The sequence below is a fragment of the Stenotrophomonas sp. YJH_SMC_21 genome (assembly GCF_059369555.1).
In genome coordinates, this window is record NZ_JCAFSU010000005.1 from 218288 (window position 1) to 237798 (window position 19511).

General features: G+C 67.0%; 20 protein-coding genes. 8 read left to right on the top strand and 12 right to left on the bottom strand.

All coding sequences use genetic code 11. The features are described 5' to 3' along the window. Positions 1-80 precede the first annotated feature (80 nt). The 5 genes from AC5P67_RS10035 to AC5P67_RS10055 all read right to left on the bottom strand — a co-directional run bounded on the left by AC5P67_RS10035 (position 81) and on the right by AC5P67_RS10055 (position 6858). Complete coding sequence (locus AC5P67_RS10035; RefSeq protein ID WP_005413626.1) at positions 81-845, bottom strand: Slam-dependent surface lipoprotein; 765 nt, start codon at positions 843-845, stop codon at positions 81-83. A 53-nt stretch (positions 846-898) separates the two neighbouring features. Next, entirely contained in the window at positions 899-4021 is a 3123-nt protein-coding gene (locus AC5P67_RS10040; RefSeq protein WP_043033325.1) for a TonB-dependent receptor, read from the bottom strand. A 182-nt stretch (positions 4022-4203) separates the two neighbouring features. Then, positions 4204-5160, bottom strand: a complete 957-nt coding sequence (locus AC5P67_RS10045; RefSeq protein WP_308309909.1) for a FecR family protein — start codon at positions 5158-5160, stop codon at positions 4204-4206. Between the two features lie 82 nt (positions 5161-5242). Beyond that, entirely contained in the window at positions 5243-5746 is a 504-nt protein-coding gene (locus AC5P67_RS10050) for an RNA polymerase sigma factor (RefSeq protein WP_049470790.1), read from the bottom strand. Between the two features lie 185 nt (positions 5747-5931). After that, on the bottom strand, positions 5932-6858 hold the full coding sequence (locus AC5P67_RS10055; protein WP_024956507.1) for a LysR family transcriptional regulator: 927 nt from the start codon (positions 6856-6858) through the stop codon (positions 5932-5934). A 151-nt stretch (positions 6859-7009) separates the two neighbouring features. Here AC5P67_RS10055 and AC5P67_RS10060 point away from each other — a divergent pair, with 151 nt between their 5' ends. The 4 genes from AC5P67_RS10060 (at position 7010) to AC5P67_RS10075 (ending at position 9809) form a co-directional block, all read left to right on the top strand. Further along, entirely contained in the window at positions 7010-7876 is an 867-nt protein-coding gene (locus AC5P67_RS10060) for a pirin family protein (RefSeq protein WP_005409867.1), read from the top strand. Positions 7877-7948: 72 nt separating this feature from the next. Beyond that, positions 7949-8629, top strand: a complete 681-nt coding sequence (locus AC5P67_RS10065) for a hydrolase (protein ID WP_005409868.1) — start codon at positions 7949-7951, stop codon at positions 8627-8629. Positions 8630-8684: 55 nt separating this feature from the next. Next, positions 8685-9326 carry a hydrolase gene (locus tag AC5P67_RS10070; RefSeq protein WP_005409869.1) on the top strand — a complete coding sequence of 214 codons (642 nt, stop codon included), beginning with the start codon at positions 8685-8687 and terminating at the stop codon, positions 9324-9326. A gap of 84 nt (positions 9327-9410) precedes the next feature. Beyond that, on the top strand, positions 9411-9809 hold the full coding sequence (locus AC5P67_RS10075) for an OsmC family protein (protein ID WP_005413631.1): 399 nt from the start codon (positions 9411-9413) through the stop codon (positions 9807-9809). Between the two features lie 42 nt (positions 9810-9851). Here AC5P67_RS10075 and AC5P67_RS10080 read toward each other — a convergent pair whose 3' ends face one another. The 6 genes from AC5P67_RS10080 to AC5P67_RS10105 form a co-directional block, all read right to left on the bottom strand. After that, positions 9852-10181, bottom strand: coding sequence for a hypothetical protein (locus tag AC5P67_RS10080; RefSeq protein ID WP_005409871.1), 330 nt, complete (start codon positions 10179-10181; stop codon positions 9852-9854). A gap of 97 nt (positions 10182-10278) precedes the next feature. Next, positions 10279-12024: a putative porin gene (locus tag AC5P67_RS10085; RefSeq protein ID WP_005409872.1), complete on the bottom strand. Its 1746-nt coding sequence runs from the start codon at positions 12022-12024 to the stop codon at positions 10279-10281. A 42-nt stretch (positions 12025-12066) separates the two neighbouring features. After that, entirely contained in the window at positions 12067-12732 is a 666-nt protein-coding gene (locus AC5P67_RS10090; RefSeq protein ID WP_495214651.1) for a TonB family protein, read from the bottom strand. Between the two features lie 39 nt (positions 12733-12771). Further along, entirely contained in the window at positions 12772-13185 is a 414-nt protein-coding gene (locus AC5P67_RS10095; RefSeq protein ID WP_005409874.1) for an ExbD/TolR family protein, read from the bottom strand. Between the two features lie 10 nt (positions 13186-13195). Then, complete coding sequence (locus AC5P67_RS10100) at positions 13196-14980, bottom strand: DUF2341 domain-containing protein (protein ID WP_171968455.1); 1785 nt, start codon at positions 14978-14980, stop codon at positions 13196-13198. Between the two features lie 38 nt (positions 14981-15018). Then, entirely contained in the window at positions 15019-16635 is a 1617-nt protein-coding gene (locus tag AC5P67_RS10105; RefSeq protein WP_005409876.1) for a ShlB/FhaC/HecB family hemolysin secretion/activation protein, read from the bottom strand. 201 nt (positions 16636-16836) lie between these two features. On the opposite strand from AC5P67_RS10105, the gene AC5P67_RS10110 reads away from it, so the two are divergent. After that, complete coding sequence (locus tag AC5P67_RS10110) at positions 16837-17172, top strand: hypothetical protein (protein ID WP_005409877.1); 336 nt, start codon at positions 16837-16839, stop codon at positions 17170-17172. A gap of 100 nt (positions 17173-17272) precedes the next feature. Here the strand turns inward: AC5P67_RS10110 and AC5P67_RS10115 are convergent, their stop codons facing one another. Then, positions 17273-17734: a general secretion pathway protein gene (locus AC5P67_RS10115; RefSeq protein WP_172711766.1), complete on the bottom strand. Its 462-nt coding sequence runs from the start codon at positions 17732-17734 to the stop codon at positions 17273-17275. A gap of 103 nt (positions 17735-17837) precedes the next feature. On the opposite strand from AC5P67_RS10115, the gene gspH reads away from it, so the two are divergent. From gspH to AC5P67_RS10130, 3 genes are read left to right on the top strand one after another with little or no spacing between them, the layout of a single operon-like run. Next, positions 17838-18284, top strand: coding sequence for a type II secretion system minor pseudopilin GspH (gene gspH / locus AC5P67_RS10120; RefSeq protein ID WP_005409879.1), 447 nt, complete (start codon positions 17838-17840; stop codon positions 18282-18284). Continuing rightward, entirely contained in the window at positions 18281-18643 is a 363-nt protein-coding gene (gspI, locus tag AC5P67_RS10125) for a type II secretion system minor pseudopilin GspI (protein WP_043033316.1), read from the top strand. Before gspH ends, gspI begins: the two co-directional genes overlap by 4 nt. Then, positions 18640-19254: a prepilin-type N-terminal cleavage/methylation domain-containing protein gene (locus AC5P67_RS10130; RefSeq protein ID WP_012480441.1), complete on the top strand. Its 615-nt coding sequence runs from the start codon at positions 18640-18642 to the stop codon at positions 19252-19254. The genes gspI and AC5P67_RS10130 overlap by 4 nt, the downstream gene beginning before the upstream one ends. Positions 19255-19511: the final 257 nt, after the last annotated feature.

Below are 19511 nucleotides of genomic sequence, written 5' to 3' on the forward strand. Positions count from 1 at the left end.
TGGTGATGCATGCAGCGGGCCGAAGCAGGGACTGGCGGATCGCGGCTTGTCCCTGCCCTGCCCCGTCAGGGGCGTGGCAATCAGTTCTTGCTGCCGCCGAAGGCGGTGTCGTACTGGCTGTTGCCGGCGAAGGTGGCGATGCCGGCCAGGGTGGCGGCGTTGGCGCCGAAGAACTGGCCCTGGGTGGTGCCGTTGACGCTGCCATTGACGTTGGCCGAACCGGCGAACGATGCATCGGCACTGTTGATGTTGGCAACGATGGCCAGGGTCAGGCCATTGCCGGACAGCGCACCGTCCAGGGTGCCGGCGCCGAAGTCGGCGTCGAAGGTGCCGCTCAGCAGGTTGCTGCCGTTGAACTTGTTCAGGCCGGCCACGGCGTACGACGCCACGCCGGCGGGCAGCGTGGTGCCGGCGCGGTCACCAACGAAGTAGACCTGGCGGTTGTTGAAGCCACCGGCAGCGCCATCCTTGGACCATTCGCCGAACCAGACATCGCCACTGCCGACCTTGACGAAGTTGAAGTGGCCCATGCCGGCGTGGCTGCCCGGTGCGCCGGTGATCGGCATGGCCAGGGTACGTACCGTCACGCCATTGACGGTGGTGGGTGCCGAGTAGGCGCTCAGGCCCTGGAAGTCCACCGGCTTGGCCTGGGACACGGTACCGACACCGATGCCGGCCTTGCCAGCGCGGTGCGGGCCGCCATTGACCTGCGATTCACCAACCGCCACGTACAGCTCGGCATCGGTCCTGGCACTGGCGGCACCGACGATATCGGCAGCATGCGCGGCACCGACCAGAGCCAGCGAGGCGGCAACGGCGAGCACCGAACGGGAGATCATTTTCATGGTATTGCTCCTTGGTTGAGGGAACTACGGGTACAACGCTTGAAGGTGGGAGATCAGAAGCGCGCGGTGACGCCGAGCTTCAGGGTGCGACCCGGGGCTGGCAGCGTGGACCGCGTGGCTGGATCGGCGTAGTAGCGGTTGCCGAGGTTGCTGCCGACCAGTTCGACGCTGGCATGCTCGTTGAAGCGCCAGCGCGCATAGGCATCGACGGTGGTGATGTTTCCCCAGGTGAACGGCACGTTCTGCCAGAGCAGGCCGCTGCCGCCGCTCAGCAGGCGATCACGGTAGGCCTGCAGGTCAGGGTTCTCGTGCCGCTGGTAGTGCACGATGCGGCTGCCCAGCTCCAGGCGCTCATCGAACAGGCGCGTGCCCAGCGACCCGTTGATCGACAGCCTGGGAATGGCCTGGGTCAGCAGGTAGCCACCGACGAAACCATCCTGCACGCAGTTCGGAACCAGGCCGCGGTTCGCGTCCAGGAGCACCGCCGTGCTCTCGTCACACACCTCGTTTTCCAGCGTGCGGGTGATGCCCAGATCGGTGAAGAAGCGCCGGTTGTCGAAGCGGGCCTGCAGTTCGATACCACGGATGGTCTGCTTGTCGATGTTGTCGAACAGGAAGTTGCCATCGCGTTCGATCACGTCACGGGTCTTGTGCACGTAGTACGCCAGCTTGACGTCGGCATCGGCGGTGTTGCCGAACAGGGCCGACAGGTTGTGCACGTAGCCCACCTCGTAGTTGTAGGCGTGCTCGGGCTTGAGCGCATGCAGCGGATTGAGGCTGCCGGAGAAGGCGATGGTGCTTTCGAACATGCTCGGGAAGCGCACCGCTTCGCTGTAACGCACGTAGGCACGGGCGGCCGGGGACAGGTGTGCAGTGGCCGAGAAGGTCGGCAGCCAGGCATGGTCGCGGCGGCGGCTGTTGCGTCCATCGACCGGCTGCGACTGTACGCTGTTGCCGATGTTGCAGACCTGGTCGCTGCCGGCGAACACCGGCTGCACGCCGGGAATGGCCGCCACTTCGCCATTGAGGCAGGGATTGCCGGCGCGGGTGTAGTTGCCATCGGCATCGGGCAGCCAGGGCCGCGTGTACCGGACCGGACGCGGCGTCTCGTACGGTGCCAGCAACGCACGGATGCTGTCGTCGATGAACCAGCCCATGCCGCGCTTTTCCCATACGGCGCGGCGTGCTTCCAACGCGTCGATGCGGGCCTGCAGATTGGCGGGACGGGGCGGCAATTCGTTCACGGTGTACTGCGCTTCCTTGCCACCTACGCCCTTGGTCAGCAGCTCGGGGTGCGCCTCGAGGAAATCATCGAAGGCCCAGTAGCGGCTGTAGCGCACGCCTGCATTGAGGGTGAGGAATTCGACCGGCCGCCACTCCAGGGTCAGGTAGCCTTCACCCTCCTGGCGGCGCCCGGCACGCGGGAACATGCGCCAGCCATCGGTGGTGCCGAAGTACGGATCGCGGGACCCCAGCTTCTCGTACTGCCAGTTGCCGCCCACGGTCAGGTCCAGGGTCGAATGCAGCGCGAAGCGGTTGCTCAGGATCAGGCCGGTGCGGTCATTGCGCGCGTTGGCCAGCGCGGTATTGCGCAGGATCGGGCTGGCGTCCGGATTCCATGCCGGATTACCCACTGCGAAGTTCGGGAAGCCGCCAGCGCTGTAGGTATCGCTTTCCGTTTCCGTGCGCCACAGGTTGGCGTACAGGTCCAGCCAACGACTGCCGGCGGGCTGGAAACGGTATTCCAGGTTCCACGCATCCGAATCGACCCGGCTGAGCGGCCACTGGATGCGGCCGTAGTCGGGGGCCGACAGGATGCGAGACGGCATGATCTCGCCGTAGTGCGACAGCGTGCGCCGCCAGGTCGCCTTCAACTGCTGGTCATCGTTGATCTGCCAGCTGCCTTTGACCAGCCAGGAATCCTGTTCGCTGGAGGTATTGGGCACTTCATCGCCGGGCTTGAAGTAGCGCGCCAGCGTGGTGATGTAGTCGATGCCCTGGTACTCGAACTGCTCGCGCTGGTCCTGTTCGTAGTAGGCGCTGCCCTGGGTCCCGGAGAAGTAGTTGCCGCGCTTGCGCCAGGCGTAGGCGGCCATCAGGTCGACGTTGTCGCCACGCACGCCCAGCGCCAGGCGCCAGGCCTGGTCCTCGCCATCGAAGGGATTGTTGCCACTGCGCGACTTCACCGGCACCACCAGGGTGCGGTCGTCGTAGGGTGAGTTCGGCGAGCCCTGCGGGAAACCCAGCACGGTGCGGTAGTCCTCGCCGGTGTGCAGCCGCGGCAGGCGCGGTGCCACCGCATTGCTGCTGCCTTCGATCTTCAGCTCCCCGCCGAAGCGCTCGCCGGCAGCGACGATGTCATCGACGTCGATGGTCTTGATCACCAGCGCGCCACCGATCCCGCTGTGCACATCGCGCACCAGCCCTGGCCCCTTGATGACCTGGATGCCACCAATCAGGTTGGGATCGATGTAGTTGCGGTTGCTGACGCCGTTGTAGCCACGCCAGACCGTGAGCGCCTGTTCGCCGCCGTCGATGCTGACCGGCACCCGCCCGGGCCCCTGGATGCCACGGATGTTGACGTCCAGCGCGCCACTGTTGCGCGCATCGCCACTGAACACGCCGACCAGATCCTTGACCACGTCGGCCGGATTGGAGCCTCGGTAACGCTCCACCCGGTCGCGCCCCGAATACGCCGTGGTCATGTCCAGCGCGAACACATCGTCGTAGCCACGCCGATCGCGGGCCTCACCCCCTTCCGACTGAAGGCGACCGGCCACGTCCAGTGTTTCGGTCACCCGCACCCCTTCCCCTTCACCCGCCTCCGCTGCGGCCCGCAGGCTCCAGGTACCGTCCATGCCGCGCTGTGCACGCACGCCGCTGCCGCGCAACAGCTGCTGCAGCGCCTGCATCTGGCTGTACTCACCCTTCACTGCGCTGGAGCGGCGGCCGTCCACCAGGTCGCTGCGGAACACCACCTGCACATCGGCCTGGCGGCCAAAAGCGCGTACGGCATCAGCCAGCGGCTGCTCCGGAATGGTGTACTGGCGCACCGGCGCGACGATCGCCGGCTGCGCCTGCACGGCCGGCACCCAGGCCAGCGGCAGCAATGCGGTGGAAACAGCCAGGGCCAGAGCGGTGGCGCGACGATGACAGGCGGATGCCGTGGACGGCATGGACGGGAACTCCTCAAGCGTGGCGGGACCACGGGCACATCCGGTGCCGGTGGCGTGTCTGGCTTGAGGAGAAACGGTGTTTCGCTCTGGCTATACCTCTATAGACACCGGGGCACTGCAGTTGCCCACGGTTCTTTCATGTTTTTTTCATCTGGCGGGCCGTGCGCTGCGCCGCAGGCACCTCACCACAGCACCAGCGCGCCGCCGGGCAAGCGCCGCACGCGCAGTCCTGCCTGCGCGGCCACCGCATCGATGGCCGTCTCCGGTTGCTGCAGGTGGAACAGGCCACTGACCCGTACGCTTGCGCCCTGCCCGCCCAGTACCCAGACCGGAGCACGGCGGTAGCGCGCCAGATCGGCGATGGCCTGCGCGGCTGGCTGATCGTCGATCACCACCTCGCCCCGACGCCACGGCGCCACGGCATCCGGATCGGCCTGCCGCAGCGGCTGCAGCCAGCGACCGTCACGGAACACCCGTGCCTGCCCGGCATGCAGGCGCTGTACGCTGCCATCGCCAGGGCGCACATCCACTACGCCCTCACTGACCTGGGTCACGACCGTGGTGTCCTGCATCGACACGCTGAAGGCGGTGCCGATGTCACGCACCTGGCCGCCCGCCGCCTCGACCTGGAACGGGCGCGCCTCGTGTGCTACCTGGAACCAGGCCTGCCCGCGCAGCAGGCGCAGGTGCCGCCGCTGGCCATCGAACTCAACCGCCAGTGCGGTACCGGCGTCGAGTACGGCGGTGCTGCCGTCCTCCAGTTGCACCACGCGCGGTGCATCGCTGCTGCGCAGGTCACTGCGTGCCAGCAGCAGCGCGTGCGGCGCAGCGGCAACCATCAGCACCACCGCAGCTGCGCTGGCCAGCAGCCACGGCAGGCGGCGCTGAGGCGCGATCGGGCGCAACCCTTGGCGATCAGCCGTCAACCCGGGCAGCGCGGCCAGCACGTCGGGCCCGGCGGCATCCAACCCTTGCCAGAAGGCCTGCTGCTGGCGCCAGGCCAGCGCATGGCGAGGGTCGGCCTGCAGCCAGCGCTGCAGGGTTCGTTGCTGGCGTTCCGGCAGCGGGCCTGCACTGCACTGGATCACCCAGCGCAACGCCTGCCTGGCCTGACGCGGCGAGGGTTCGGACGTGGTCATGGTTGTGGCCTGCCGCACCACGAACGGGTGCGCCTTCCTGTTGTGACAACGGCGGGCGCGATCTGCCCACGGCAATCGCCGCTCATCGATGCATTCCCTGCTGGTGCTGCTGGATCAACAGCGCCGCGCGAAGCACGTGCTTGCCGACCAGGCTCTTGGAAATACCCAGCCGGGTGGCGATTTCGCGCTCGCTCAGGCCCAGGTAGCGGTTGAGCACGAAGCACTCGCGCACCTGGGCCGGCAGCGCGAGGATGGTCCGGGTGATCTCGCGCAGTTGTGCCTGGTCCAGCGCCTGCGCCTCGCCGTCGTGGCCCGCCTCGGCCATGTCGAGGGCGTACTCGGCCATCGCCCGCCGCTCGCGGGCGTCGGACTGGCTGCGGTTGAGCGCGTGATGGTAGGCCATCCGGTACAGATAGCCGCGCGGCTCCAGGATGGGCGGATCGCCGGGCACGCTGCTGGCCTTCAGGTACAGGTTCTGCAGGGTGTCCTCGGTACTGGCCGGGTCGAGATAGCGCGCGATGAAGCGAGACAACGCACGGCGCTCGCGGATCAGCAGCTCGACCAGCGCCAGGGCATTGGGAGACATAGGTGCCAAGGCCGGACCGGGGAATGATGGGCGTGATGGCGACGGTCCGGACGTGGATTGTGGGCTGCACGGCCGCAGGCGGCAAGCGAAGGCCCGTCGCGCGGCACCAGGATCATCCACGCACGGCGTGGATCTACCAGGCGGTGGCGGATCCAGTAGATCCACGCCATGCGTGGATGGAAGAGCTAGGGTTCCTCCAGCGCCTCGAAGCGTTCGGCGAGGTAATCGATCAGTGCACGCACCGCCGGCAACAGGCCGCGTCGCGACGGGAACACCGCGTGCACGATGCCGTGCTTGGGCACCCACTCCGGCAGCACCGGCACCAGCGCGCCACTGGCCAGTTCGTCACTGATCATCATCCGCGGCAGCATCAGCAACCCCACCCCGGCCACCGCAGCGGTGCGCAACGCAATCATGTCATCGCTGACCAGCCGCGGGCGATGATGCACGCTGGCCAGCACGTCGCCCGGCCCGGTGTATTCCCATACATGCTGCTGGCTGGGCGATGCCAGATCGACGGTCGGCATCATCGCCAGGTCGGCCGGCACCTGCGGCGTGCCCAGCCGCTGCAGCAGCGCCGGACTGGCACTGGTACACCAGACCCGACGCGCCAGCACGCGTACCACCAGGTCGCTGTCCTCCAGTGGCGGCGGCCGCACCCGGATCGCCACGTCCACACCCTCGCCCACCACGTCGACACGCCGGTTGGTGGCGTCAAGCTGCACCGTCACCTGCGGGTGCTGGGCCAGGAAGTCGGCCAGCATCGGGCCGATGCGCGCGTGCAGGATCGCGATCGGGCACGCCAGGCGGATCGTGCCGCGCGGCTCGGCGCGCGACATCGCAATCGCTTCTTCGGCCGCTTCGGCTTCGACCAGCATCGCCTTGCAGTGGCGGTAGTAGTCCTGGCCGACCTCGGTGACCGAGAAACGCCGGGTCGAGCGCTGGATCAGGCGCACGCCCAACCGTTCCTCCAGCAGCGCGATGCGCCGGCTCAGTTTCGACTTCGGCATGGCCAGTGCCCGGCCGGCCTGCGAGAAGCCGCCGTGCTCGACCACCATGGCGAAGTAGAACAGGTCGTTGAGGTCGCAACGGCGGATATCAGCGATGAACACGGGGCGATCTCCTGTGGCGCAAGGCGCGCACCCATTGTTCACCAGATAGGACTATGACGGCAAATATTGGCGTCTACCGGCCCAATTGTCGCGGCGATATCGTCTCCTGCAACGAAGAACAGCGGCCGGCAGCCCCGGCCAGGAGATCGCCATGAAGCGTGTCACCGGTACCTACAGCGCCCCGCGCCCGCACTGGGTGGGCGACGGATTCCCCGCCCGCTCGATGTTTTCCTACAACACCCACGGCCAGCACCTGAGCCCGTTCCTGCTGCTGGACTACGCCGGCCCTTATACCTTCGCCCCCAGCGATACCCCGCGCGGGGTCGGCCAGCATCCGCATCGCGGTTTCGAGACCGTCACCATCGTCTATGAGGGCGAGGTCGCCCACCGCGATTCAACCGGCGCCGGCGGCACCATCGGCCCGGGTGACGTGCAGTGGATGACCGCGGCCTCCGGCATCCTCCACGAGGAGTTCCACACACCGGAGTTCAGCAAGCGGGGCGGCACGCTGGACATGGTCCAGCTGTGGGTGAACCTGCCGGCGCAGGACAAGATGGGTGCACCGGGCTACCAGACCCTGCTCGACGCACAGATCCCCTCGGTTGAACTGCCTGAAGGCGCCGGCCGGGTGCGTGTCATCGCCGGTCGCTTCGACGGTCATGCCGGCCCGGCCCGCACCCACACGCCGATGGATGTCTGGGACATCCGCCTGCGGCAGGGCCACCACGCCGAACTGCCGGTGGCCGATGGCCGCACGCTGGCGCTGGTGGTGCTGAAGGGCACGGTGCGGATCAACGGCGGCCAGCCGGTCGGCGAGGCACAGCTGGTCACCTTCGACCGCAGCGGCGAGGACGTGTTCGTCGACGCCGACAGCGACGCCACCGTGCTGCTGCTCAGCGGTGAACCGATCGACGAGCCGGTGGTGGGCTATGGCCCGTTCGTGATGAACAGCCAAGCCGAGATCGCGCAGGCGGTCAACGACTTCAACAGCGGCCGCTTCGGCCAGATCGCGCACTGATCGTTTCAATGCGGCGGGCATTGGCCCGCCGCACCTTCCGGGCCATCGCCCACCTTCTCCAGGAGACTGACCATGAGTACCCCCGCCAACTTCAACGGTGCCCGCCCGGTGATCGATCCGGACAACGCCGCGATGCTGCTGATCGACCATCAGAGCGGCCTGTTCCAGACCATCGGTGACATGCCGTTCACCAGCGTGCGCGCCCACGCCACCGCGCTGGCGAAGATGGCCACGCTGGCAAAGATGCCAGTGATCACCACCGCCTCTGTTCCGCAGGGCCCGAACGGCCCGCTGATCCCGGAGATCCACGACGCGGCCCCGCATGCCCAGTACGTGGCACGCAAGGGTGAGATCAACGCCTGGGACAACCCGGAATTCGTTGCCGCGGTGAAGGCCACCGGCCGCAAGCAGCTGATCATTGCCGGCACCATCACCAGCGTGTGCATGGCCTTCCCGTCGATCGCCGCCGTTGCCGATGGCTACCAGGTGTTCGCGGTCATCGACGCGTCTGGCACCTACTCGAAGATGGCCGAGGAGATCACCCTGGCCCGCGTGGTGCAGGCCGGCGTGGTGCCGATGGACACCGCCGCGGTGGCCTCGGAGATCCAGCGCACCTGGAACCGCGACGATGCCCAGCAGTGGGCCGAGGTCTACACGAAGATCTTCCCGAACTACCAGCTGCTGATCGAAAGCTACCTGAAGGCGCAGGACGTGCAGAAGAACCACGAACAGCTGGATTCGCAGCGCAGCTGACCTACGCCCGGGGTGCCGGCCCGCTGTCGGCACGCCTCTCAACCGGAGACCCACCATGTCCAGTGAACCGATCCGCGACCCGGCCAGCGATCATCTGCTGACCCCACAGAATTCCGCCTTCATCATCATCGACTACCAGCCGGTGCAGGTGAACTCCATCGCCTCGATGGACCGCCAGCTGCTGGTCAACAACATCGTCGGCACCGCGAAAGCCGCCGTCGCCTATGGTTTGCCGATCGTGCATTCGACGGTGAACGTCAAGACCGGCCTGAACAAGCCGCCGATTCCGCAGCTGCGCAAGGTGCTGGGTGACTACCCCACCTACGACCGCACCACCATCAACTCCTGGGAGGACGTCGAGTTCCGCAAGGCGGTGGAAGCCACCGGCCGCCGCAAGCTGATCATGACCGCGCTGTGGACCGAGGCGTGCCTGACTTTCCCGGCCCTGGATGCGTTGAAGGAAGGCTATGAGGTGTATGTGGTGGTCGACGCCGTCGGCGGCACCTCGCTGGCCGCGCACGATGCGGCGCTGCGCCGCATCGAACAGGCCGGTGGCCAGCTGATCAGCGTGCCACAGCTGTTCTGCGAGCTGCAGCGCGACTGGGCCCGTTCGGAAACGGTGCCGGCCTTCATGAACCTCTTCATTGAAACCGGTGGTACGGCAGGCATCCAGTTCTCGTACGATCGTACCGAGTGATTGGATGGCGGCGCCGGTCCTGGCCGGCGCCGCCTTTTGGAGCAGTCGAACATGGCTCGACGCCACAGACAGATGGAGAACGTGATGGCCTACGCACGCATTGTTTCAACCGCCGACAACTACCTGCACCACATCAGCAATGGCACATTCGCCGTGGATGCGGACGAGCCCGCCTCGTTGGGCGGCCAGGGCAAGGGCTTCGCACCGTTCGACCTGTACCTGGCCTCGCTGGCGGCGTGCACCGCCATCACCCTGCGCATGTACGCGCAGCGCAAGGGGTGGGAACTGGGCGAGTTCCATGCCGAGCTGCGTTCGGAACGTGACGCGGATGGTCGCTTCCATGTGCACCGCGTGCTGCATGCCAGCGCCGAGCTGAGCGATGCGCAGTGGCAGCGGTTGCTGGAGGTGGTGGAAAAGACCCCGGTGACCCTGGTGATGCGCGAGGGTGCGCGCATCACCAGTGAGCGTGGGGCTGCAGCGTAATCCCATCCACGCATGGCGTGGATCTACTGTAGAGGCGAAAGCTCAGCGCCGTGAATGCAGCACGGTGCGCTGGCGCATCGCGTTGAATTCCTGCTCCACCTGCTGGATGTCTTCGGCCTGGAAACCGGCCGCATCCAGCAGCTGGTCGGCGGCAGCGGCGGCCAGCGGATCATCGTCACGCTGGCGCCAGCAGCGCGCCGGCAGGAAATAGCCCACCTCGCTGCGCCCGCGCATGATCACCACCGGCCGGCCTGCATACAGCAGGAACTCGGCCAGGTGCTGGCGCAGGCCCTCGACGGAAACATAGGCCGGCCCAACACCCAGCATCTGGCTGGACGGTTCGGGACTCTCGAACAGCTTGCGACGGCTCATCCACTCCTCCTTTTGAACAACGCGTGGTCTCCTTTCCTTAGACGGGCGCATCGCTGCGCCCCCGCCACGCACTACGTGATCCGCATCACGCCGCCACTCAGAAGCCGGTATTGAACTCCAGCTGGAACACGTCGATCGACAGCGGCGCGCCGGACACTTCCTTGGCCGCCATCCACTTGCCGCTGATCCAGCTGCGTGCATCCAGCGCGTAGGCGCCGCCCACGTAGTAGCCGCGGGCGTTGGTGCCGCCCAGGTGGAAGTTCGGATCGTTGTAGGCGTCGGGCAGCGCATCGGCCTCGATGTGCTTGTAGCCCAGCAGCGCCTGCCACTGACCCTTCTCCTTCAGCTCGGTGGCACCGAAGGTGGCCTGCACCATCCACGCGGTGTCGCCGCTACGGAAGGTATCGATGCCGACAGTATCGCCGGCGCCGTAGTTGTTGACGATGCCGTTCTGGGCGCGGCTGAACATGGCCTGCTTGTCGTAGGCCAGGTTGCGGATGTAATCGCCGTCCAGGCGCAGACCGATGCCCTGCGCCAGCTGTGTATCCCAGCGCAGGTTCAGCGTGGCCAGGCGGAAGGCCGAAGCCAGGCCGACATACTGCGGGGTCGGCGTACCGGCCGGGTCCTGCGGATTGCGCGCGATGTTCCGGATCAGCATCAGCGTGTTGCCCTTCTGCATGAACGCCGGGCGCGACCAGTCGGTGTCGCAGCCTACCGCGCCCGAATACAGCGAGCACGTTGAGGACAGCCGGCCGCTGATGTTATTGAAGTCGTAGTAGCCCAGCGCGGCACGCACTGCGTTGTCGTCGTTGAAGCGCCAGTTCACGCCCACCTGGGCACCGGACAGCCACTTGTTCTCGTTCGGAGTCTTGACCTTGCTCTGGCTCGGCGAGCTGTCGGAGGTGTACTCCAGCGGCACCACCGCGAGGTTGCCGAACAGGTCGAGGTCGCCATCGTCGAAGTCATACTTCAGGTTCGCGGCCAGGCCATCGAAGTTGAGGTCGTTGGAGAACAGCGTGTCACTGGTCCAGAACGGATTGCCGAAGCGGCCACCGCGCACCGTCACCCAGTCCGCCGGGCTGTAGGCCAGCCAGGCCTGGTCCAGCCACACGTCCTTCTTGCTCAGGCCGCCACCCAGCTGCTCGGTGGTCGACACCGGGCCATTGTTGCTGCCGCTAGCCAGGCGCACGCCGGCCGTGGTGTGCTGACCGATGGTCGCCTCGATGCCCAGGCGGGCGCGGATGCGCCACAGGTTGCGGCGGTCCTGGCGGGTGTTCAGCAGCGGCGGCAGCTGCAGGTTGGTGTTGGTGTTGGTGTCGAAGCCGTTGCCGGAATTGATCGACGACCAGTTGCTCACGATGTCGCTGTTGCGCTCGGAGTAGAAGCGCGACTCGCTGCGCACACGCATGTCACCGGTGACCTTGATGCGCTTGGTCCACTCGGCCACTTCGTTGGGTGCCGCCCAGCCTTCCGATTTCGCCTGCGCCATCACGTCCTGGCGCACCTCATCACGGATGCCGTCGCGCACGCTCTGCGGCACGTAGGGCACGCGCACGTCACCGGCCTCCAGGGCCACGCCACCACTGGCGGCCGAGGGCGCGGCGACTGTACCGCGCTGGGCGGCCGCTGCTTCGGCCTCGGCCTGCACCAGCAATGCCTGGCCGTCTTCGGGCTTCAGCGCACCGCTGGCGATCAGGCCCTTGATCAGCTTGACCATGGTGGTTTCGGCGGCCATCGCACCGGCCGGGGCGGCCAGGCTGAGCAGCACGGCGCAGCACAGCAGCGCCCGTCGGGCCGGCCGCAGGCGGCGGGAGTCGGTTCGTGCGCGGACGTGGTCGTTCATCACGGTTCTCATCGAAAGAAGGGAAATCACGGAGGTCGGGAATCAGGCCCCGGGCCGGCGGCCCTGGATCAGCACGCGGGCGGGGAAATCGAGCGACGGCGGCGGTGCCTGGTCGACCTTGCCGATGCGTCGCAGCGCATCGAGCACGGCCGCGTCGGCCTCCTCGTTGCCACTGCCGCGCACCAGCTCGACCTTTTCCAGGCGGCCATCGTTGGCCAGCCACACATTCACCTGCAGCTGGAACGCCTGGCGCTTGACCTTGTCATCGCGCGAGATCGCCTGCTGCATCAGGTAGCCCAGGTAGCGGCCGTAGGTAGCGTTGCCGGCGCCACCACGGCCAACGCCGGACGAACCGCCGCCACTGCCGGACTGGATACCGAAGTTGTCACCACCGGCCTGCGCATCGGCATTCATCGTTACCGGGTCGGCATTGTCCGGAGTCGGGGTCGGCTCTTCGGCCGGCGTCGGCTGATCCAGCGGCTCCGGCTCGGGAATGGTCTCTTCCGGCGGCGTTTCGGGTTCCGGCGGCTTTTCCGGTGGCGGCGGCGGCGGCGGAGGGGGCGGCGGCAGCGCCAGCATCGGCGGCTGCACCACCGGCCGACGGGTACTGGCAGTGTCCCTGAACAGCATCCACCACACGGCGATGCCGAGCACCAGCAACGCGGCCAGCACCAGCGCGACGGTCACCAGCAACTGGCGACCGCGCATGCCGGGCTCCGGCCGAGGGGGTTGATGGGCCGTCATGCCTCAGCCCTGCGCCTTGCCGGTGACCAGGCCGACCTGGGCCAGCTCCAGCCGCCGCAGCAGGTCCAGCACCTCGACCACGCGGGCGTACTGCACCTGCGCATCACCGCGCACGATCACCGGGAAATCCGGCGTGGTCGCGCGCTCGGTGCGCAGCCGGTCTTCCAGTTCGGCCATCGTCACCGGGTAGGCATCCAGGAACACCTGTCCACTGGGGTCGATGGTGATCGCCTTGGTCTTCGGCTTCTCCAGCGCGACGCTGTTGCTGGCCTTCGGCAGGTTGACCTCGATGCCGGGGATGGAGGCGTTGCTGGTCAGGATGAAGATCACCAGCACCACCAGCAGCACGTCGACGAAGGGCGTCACGTTGATGCCCTTCTCGCGCTTCTTGATGCCGAACTTCGCCTTCTGGCCCATGGCGTGCCCCTCAGCCCTGGACCGCGGCCGGGCCGCGCCCGTCCTGCTCTTCGGCCAGGCGTGCGGCGAACTCGTCGATGAACACCGCCATGTCCGCGCCGATCGCTTCGGCACGCGCGCCCAGGTAGTTGTAGCCGAACAGCGCCGGGATCGCGACGCCGAGGCCGGCAGCGGTACACAGCAGCGCCGCCGCCATGCCGGGCGCCACCGAATTGATGTCCACCGCGCCAGCCATCGCCGCCACCACGAACACCAGCATGATGCCGATCACGGTACCGAACAGGCCCACGTACGGCGCGCCTTCGATGGTGGTCGACAGCCAGTTCATCCGCCGCGCCATCGCTTCCTGCTCGCGCACCATCACCGCATCCATCGAGGCGCGGATCGCCGCAATGGTGGCGCCACTGAGATAACCACTATTGCCGTCGCGCTGGTGGCGCTGCTGCATTTCATCGATGGCCACCTGGTAGATGCGCCACAGCGAACCGTCGTGCATCGCGGTGGGTGCCTTTCCCTGGCGGTCCATGTCGGACAGGGTGCGCAGCGGCACACCCGACAGCTTGCCGAAGCTCTCGGTGAACACTGCATTGGCCTTGCTGGTACGGCCGAAGTGCCGCCCCTTGGCGATCATGATCGCCCACGACAGCAGCATCATCAGGCCGAGGATGGCGACCACCACCCAGGCGTCGAACGGCATCGCCTTGAGGATGAAGGCGAAGTGGCTCTGCCCGGCGGACTGTTCGTCGGCGCCGTAGCCGATCAGGCGCGAGTCGGCGCCCTGCGCAGTGGCATCGGCCAGCAGCAGCGCGGCCGGTCGTGCCACGCGCGAAATACGCAGCTCATCCAGCGCGCCTTCGAAGCTGGCCAGCGGCTGCACCGCGCCCGGCGCATCGGCGCCCACCACCGGCGCGGTGGTCAGCGCCGGCAGCTCGCCGCTCAGCTGGGCGACCACGCGGCCATTGAGGTACAACTGCAGTGCACCCTTCTCTGCGGTCAGCGCGACATGCGCCCACTGCCCTTCCGGAATCGGCTGCGCCAGCGTGCTGCGCTGGCCATTGAGCTGCACGAACGGCACCCGGTTTTCGATACCCAGCACCAGTTCGGACGCACCGTCGCGACGCGCGTAGATCGCCTGTGCAGCGTTGTTGCTGCCTGGCTTGATCCAGGCCGAAACAGTGAGCGGCGCGCCCGCCTCCTGCGCAAGCGATGCGCTGGCCGGCAGCGGCAGCGGGGCTGCACCCAACTGAACGCCGCGGCCGATCACCGAGCCTTCCGATGGCGGCACCACGGCACCGGCATTGTTGCCATAAGCGGTGGTGTCGCGTGCCGGCGCATTGGCCTCGGCGAAGTGGTAGACCAGCGTATAGTCCGGATCGAACACCTGCTGGCCGTTGCCGCTGGCGGGGGCCTTTTCATTGCCGTAGTACATCCAGATCGTCTGCGGTGCCGCAGCGCTGACCGCCGGCACGTCCACCCAGACCAGGGCCAGGCCCAGCTTGGGATCGAACTGTTCGATCTGGTGGGCCAGCACGGTGCGGCCATCACCCGAGACAAAGCGCAGGTCGTTGCCCGCATCCTGGGTGCCGTCGAAGCCGAAGTTGCCGGTGTGCAGGCGCAGCAGCAGCGGCGTGCGACCCGGATCACCGGCCAGGCCCGCGCCCTGCGGGCCGGCGTCGACAGTGATCGGCTTGCGGTACTTCCATTCGGCCTGCCACCAATTGGCATCGGCCGCAGCGACCGGCAGCGCAACCAGCGCGGCCAGCAGCAACAACACTCGGGAAAGCAAACGGTCCATGCGAAGGGTCTCCGGAGAACGCATGTTCAAGGGAAGGGTCAGTAACTGGTGCTGATGTTGAAATGCAGGCGTGGGTCGTCCTTGCGCGTGACCGGGCCATCGGCATACGGCCAGGCGTAGTCCAGGCGCAGTTGCAGGTGTTCACCCAGGCGCAGCTGCGCGCCCAGACCGACCGAGGCCAGGTTGTACTTGTCGCGCTGTTCGGGCAGCGGCTGGCGCAGGCGCAGGTAGGCCGCGTCGGCAAAGCTGTAGACACGCAGGTCGGTGCCGCTCCACAGCGACCACGCAGGCGTGCGCCATTCCAGGCTGGCCAGGCCGCCGTAATCGCCGATCGCCTCGGCCGACAGATAGCCGCGCACGGTGTACATGCCACCAGCGGCGAACTGCTCTGCCGACACCAGCGGCGCATCGGTCACCTGCAACGAGCCGCGTGCATACCACTGCCAGTCGCTGCTGAACGTGTGCGTGTTGGCGACGTCCGCCTTGAACGCGACAAAACTGGGGTCTGCCCAGTAGCGCTTCTGCCCGAACCCGATGGCATCACTGCCATAGCCGAACAGCCGACGGGTACCGGCCACCAGCTGCGTATTGATACTCAACTGATCCTGCTCGCCCTGGCGCACACCGACAAACCCCAGGGTGATCGGCGCGTACTTCAGCGGCGTCTTCAGGCTCTCCTTGCCCATCTGCGTGTCTTCCTCGGTGTCCTTGAAGTCCACGCCGAGGCTGAGCTGGCGCCACCACTGGCTGCTGCCGGCCAGTCGATAGTTGAGTTTGAGACCGATCGAATGGCCGTTGCCGATCACATTGGTTCCGGTGCCGGTACCGACCTGTCCGCCCGCGTTCAGCACGCGGCTGTCGGACGTGTAGCCGGAACCTTCCAGGCTCCACGGCGTGCCTTCGAACGGCATCGTGTACGAGGCCGAGAACACCTTGGCCTGCTTTGTATCTTCCGGCGCCAGGTACACGCCGATGTTGGCGCTGTGCCCCCGCTTCCACAGGTTGTCGTAGGCCAGCGACGCACTCAGGCGCAGCTTCTCGGTGTCGGCGCTGTGGTCGTTGTTGAGTGACGCGCTGGCACGCCACGGCGACTTCTCTTCGACCTGCAGGTCCACATCCATCGTGCCCGGCACCTGGCCTTCGCGCACCAGCGGCATCACCTGGCGACGCCCGCCCTCATTCAGTGCGGTCAGTTCCTTCTGCGCCTGGTCGAAGTCCGGCACCTTGCCCTCGGCAAGTGCCGGTACGCGTTCGCGGATGCGTTCGGGCGATTCGTGCTTCGTCCCCACGACCCGCAGCTGGCCAATCGGTGTCTGCTGTACCTTCAGCAGCACCACGCCGCCACTGACCTGCTGCTCGGGCAACTCCACGTAGACCGACTGGTACCCCGCCTGCTGGTACAGCGCATTGACGGCATCGCGTGCCTTCTCGACATCGGCCAGGGTCTTTCCCGGACCGAGGAAGGGCTCGACCGCGCGTTCGATCTGGCGCGGATCGAGCACGGTGTTGCCGCGCACGATGTACTCATTGATGTTCACGCTGGGCGCGGGTGCCGCCTCCTGCGCGAACAGCGGCAGCGGCAGCGCCGCCAGGGCCAGCACCAGCGGATGCAGGCGCAGCGGGAGGCGGACGGCTCGGCACGGAACAGGAGTCATCGAAGGCATCGCGTCGTATCGAAGGAAAGGGCCATGGAGCGGCGCGTGGGTCTACCAACAGGACGTGTACGTCGCGTCAAAACCGCCAACAGTTTTGTGACAGCACTGTCATCTTTTGACGGCACCGCAACGTACGCAGGCGGACCCTGCCTTCTCCACACGTCTTCATTGCAGAACGTCGATTGCTGCGGAAGATTCGAGATGCGTGAATCACTGATGGTGGAACTGCGCGCTGCCCTCGCCCTTGCCTTGCTGCTGGTGTTGGCCCCGGTGCGCGCCGACGAGGCGAAGAAGCAGGAAGACGCCGCGCCCTGCATCGAAGTACAGGTCAATGGCGAGCGCATTCCGGCCTGGGACTGCCTGCAGCGCAAACTTGCGCCGGCATCGAAAGCGGCGAGATCACCGACGCTTCCCGAGGCCGAGCGCCTGATACGGCAGCCCGGTAACCAGCTGATGCAGTACAACCTGGAAGGCACACGACAGCGCATGGGCGATGCCTTTGGTCGTTCGGTGGTACCGCAGCGTCCGGCGCGCTGAACCTCCGCCGACGTGAAGCCGAGCCCACGCCCGGCAGGATTTTGTAGATTCGAGCCATGCTCGACTGTCCTTCCAGACGCAGCCGAGCGTAGGCTGGGCTCTATGGAGCGGCCGGCACGAAGCCATCGCTCGGCACCGGCGGCAGCTCAGGCACCGGCAGGCTGCGCGATTGCCCGGCCTGGTTCAATTCGACCGCGCTGGCACTGATGCTGGCCAGCACCGTGCAGGGTCCGAGTCGTTGGCCGGGCGCATACGCTTCCGCCGGGCGTCCATCCACCGAAAGCAGCGCCAGCGGCGCGTGGTCGCCGGCCATCACGCCCAGCACGACCACCTCGGTCTGCACCGCACCGGGGGACAGCAACCGCACCAGCGGCAGGCTGGCCACTGCATCGAACAGGGGGCGTGCAGGGACCTCTGCGTGCGTTTCGCTGGCCGCCGCCGTCGGCGCCACCGCAGACAGGGTCACGCCCCAATAGGCCACCACCGCCAGCAGCAGCGTCGCCGCCAGCAGGGTCAGTATGCGATTGCGATCCCAGCGCCTGCCATCCATGTTCCGCACCATCGCCACGTTCGTGTCCGCCCACGCTAGCAGCTGTGGCTGACGCTTTTGTTTCATCATGCCGGCCTACGCTGGCGGGTATCGACCCGGACAGGAGGCAACGTCGATGCAGCACGTGCCGCGTGGTTTCACCCTGCTGGAACTGATGGTGGTGCTGGTGATCATCGGCATCTGCACGGCGGGCATCGGCCTGGGCCTGGGCAGCCTGCTCGACCCGGGCCGGCAGCTGCGACAGGAAGCTGAACGGCTGGCGCAGCGCCTGCAGGTGGCGCGCGACGAGGCGCGCATCGATGGCCGCCCCCTGCGCTGGCAGGCCGACGCCGCCGGCTACCGCTTCAGCCGCCGCGAGGGCAACCGCTGGATTGACGTGCAGCGCGATGACCTTCTGCGTCCGCAGCAATGGCAACCGGCGGGCATCGCGGTGCAACCGACCACGCCGATTGAACTGAGCCCGGAGTGGATCGGCGTGGCGTGGGAGCTGAGGCTGTCGTTGCAGGGCCGCCAGCTGCGTCTTCGTGATGATGGCAGCGGACAGTTGCAGGTCGTGCAGTGAAGCAGAAGGCACACGGATTCACCCTGATCGAAGTGCTGATCGCATTGGCGATCGTTTCGATTGCGCTGGCGGCGGTGATGCGTTCGGTGGCGGTGGCGACCGATGATCAATCGCGCCTGCGCGACCGTCGGCTGGCACTGATGTGTGCGCAGGACCGCTGGCAGGAGCTGCGCCTGGCCGGGCAGCCGCCGCAGGATGCACGGCAGCGCTGCGTGCAGGGGCGCAGCAGTTTCCTGGTGCTGCAGCATATCGGCACAGGGAGTGACGGACAGCCGCAACTGGAACTCAGCGTGGTGGCCGAAGATGCACCGCGGCAATCGCTGGCGCGGATGCAGCTGCCGTGGACGGCGGCGCAATGAAGCGCACCGCAGCAGGTTTCACACTGATCGAGGTGATGATCGCGATCACCATCATGGGCGTGCTGGCACTGATCTGCTGGCGTGCGCTGGACAGCGTGGCCAGCAGCGACCAACGCCTGCGCCGGGCCGATGCCGAGACCACGACGGCGCTGCGCGTGCTGCAGCAGTTCCAGCGCGACATCGAGATGCGTGCCGACGACGCGCTGATGAACGGCGCAGTGCGCCCGGCGGATCAGCCTCAGCGCCTGCTACCCCCTTCACTGGTGAGCGAACGGCATCCGGATGGAAGCTTCGCGCTGGAGATCACCCGCAGCTTGGGCAGCGACGGGTTGCGCTGGCAACGTGTTCGCTGGTGGCGACAGGGAAGCACGCTGTGGCGGGCCAGTGGCGCTGCGACGGATCGCTACCCCTTGCCCGCACCGGATCCGTCAAAGGGGATCGCGGTGGCGCAGGATGTGCAGCGATTCGAGGTACGCGCCTGGCAGCCGGGCGCCGGGTGGGCGCTGCTGCCGAGCAAAGGCGAGGTGCTGCCGGCCACCGGGCTGGAACTGCGGTTGGGCCTGCGCGATGGGCGTGGGCCGTTGAGTTACCGGCGCGTGCTGGAGCTTTAGGATTCCTCCCGGGCAAAGCATCCACGCATGGCGTGGATCTACTGCCGAGTGGCTTCTACTGCCGGGCCTGCCCTGGTGGGTGGCGACCGTCGGTCGGCACTGAAGCTGGCCCAGCCATCCACGCATGTCGTGGATCTTATCTCTTGCCAATCTGGCACCTTGGGTGCCGAGAGCCCGGCGTGGGCGACCGTGTGGATCCAGGTCTTGCGACCGAGAAGTAGCTTGGGTCCCCACGCCGGATTCTCCCTGAACCGCCC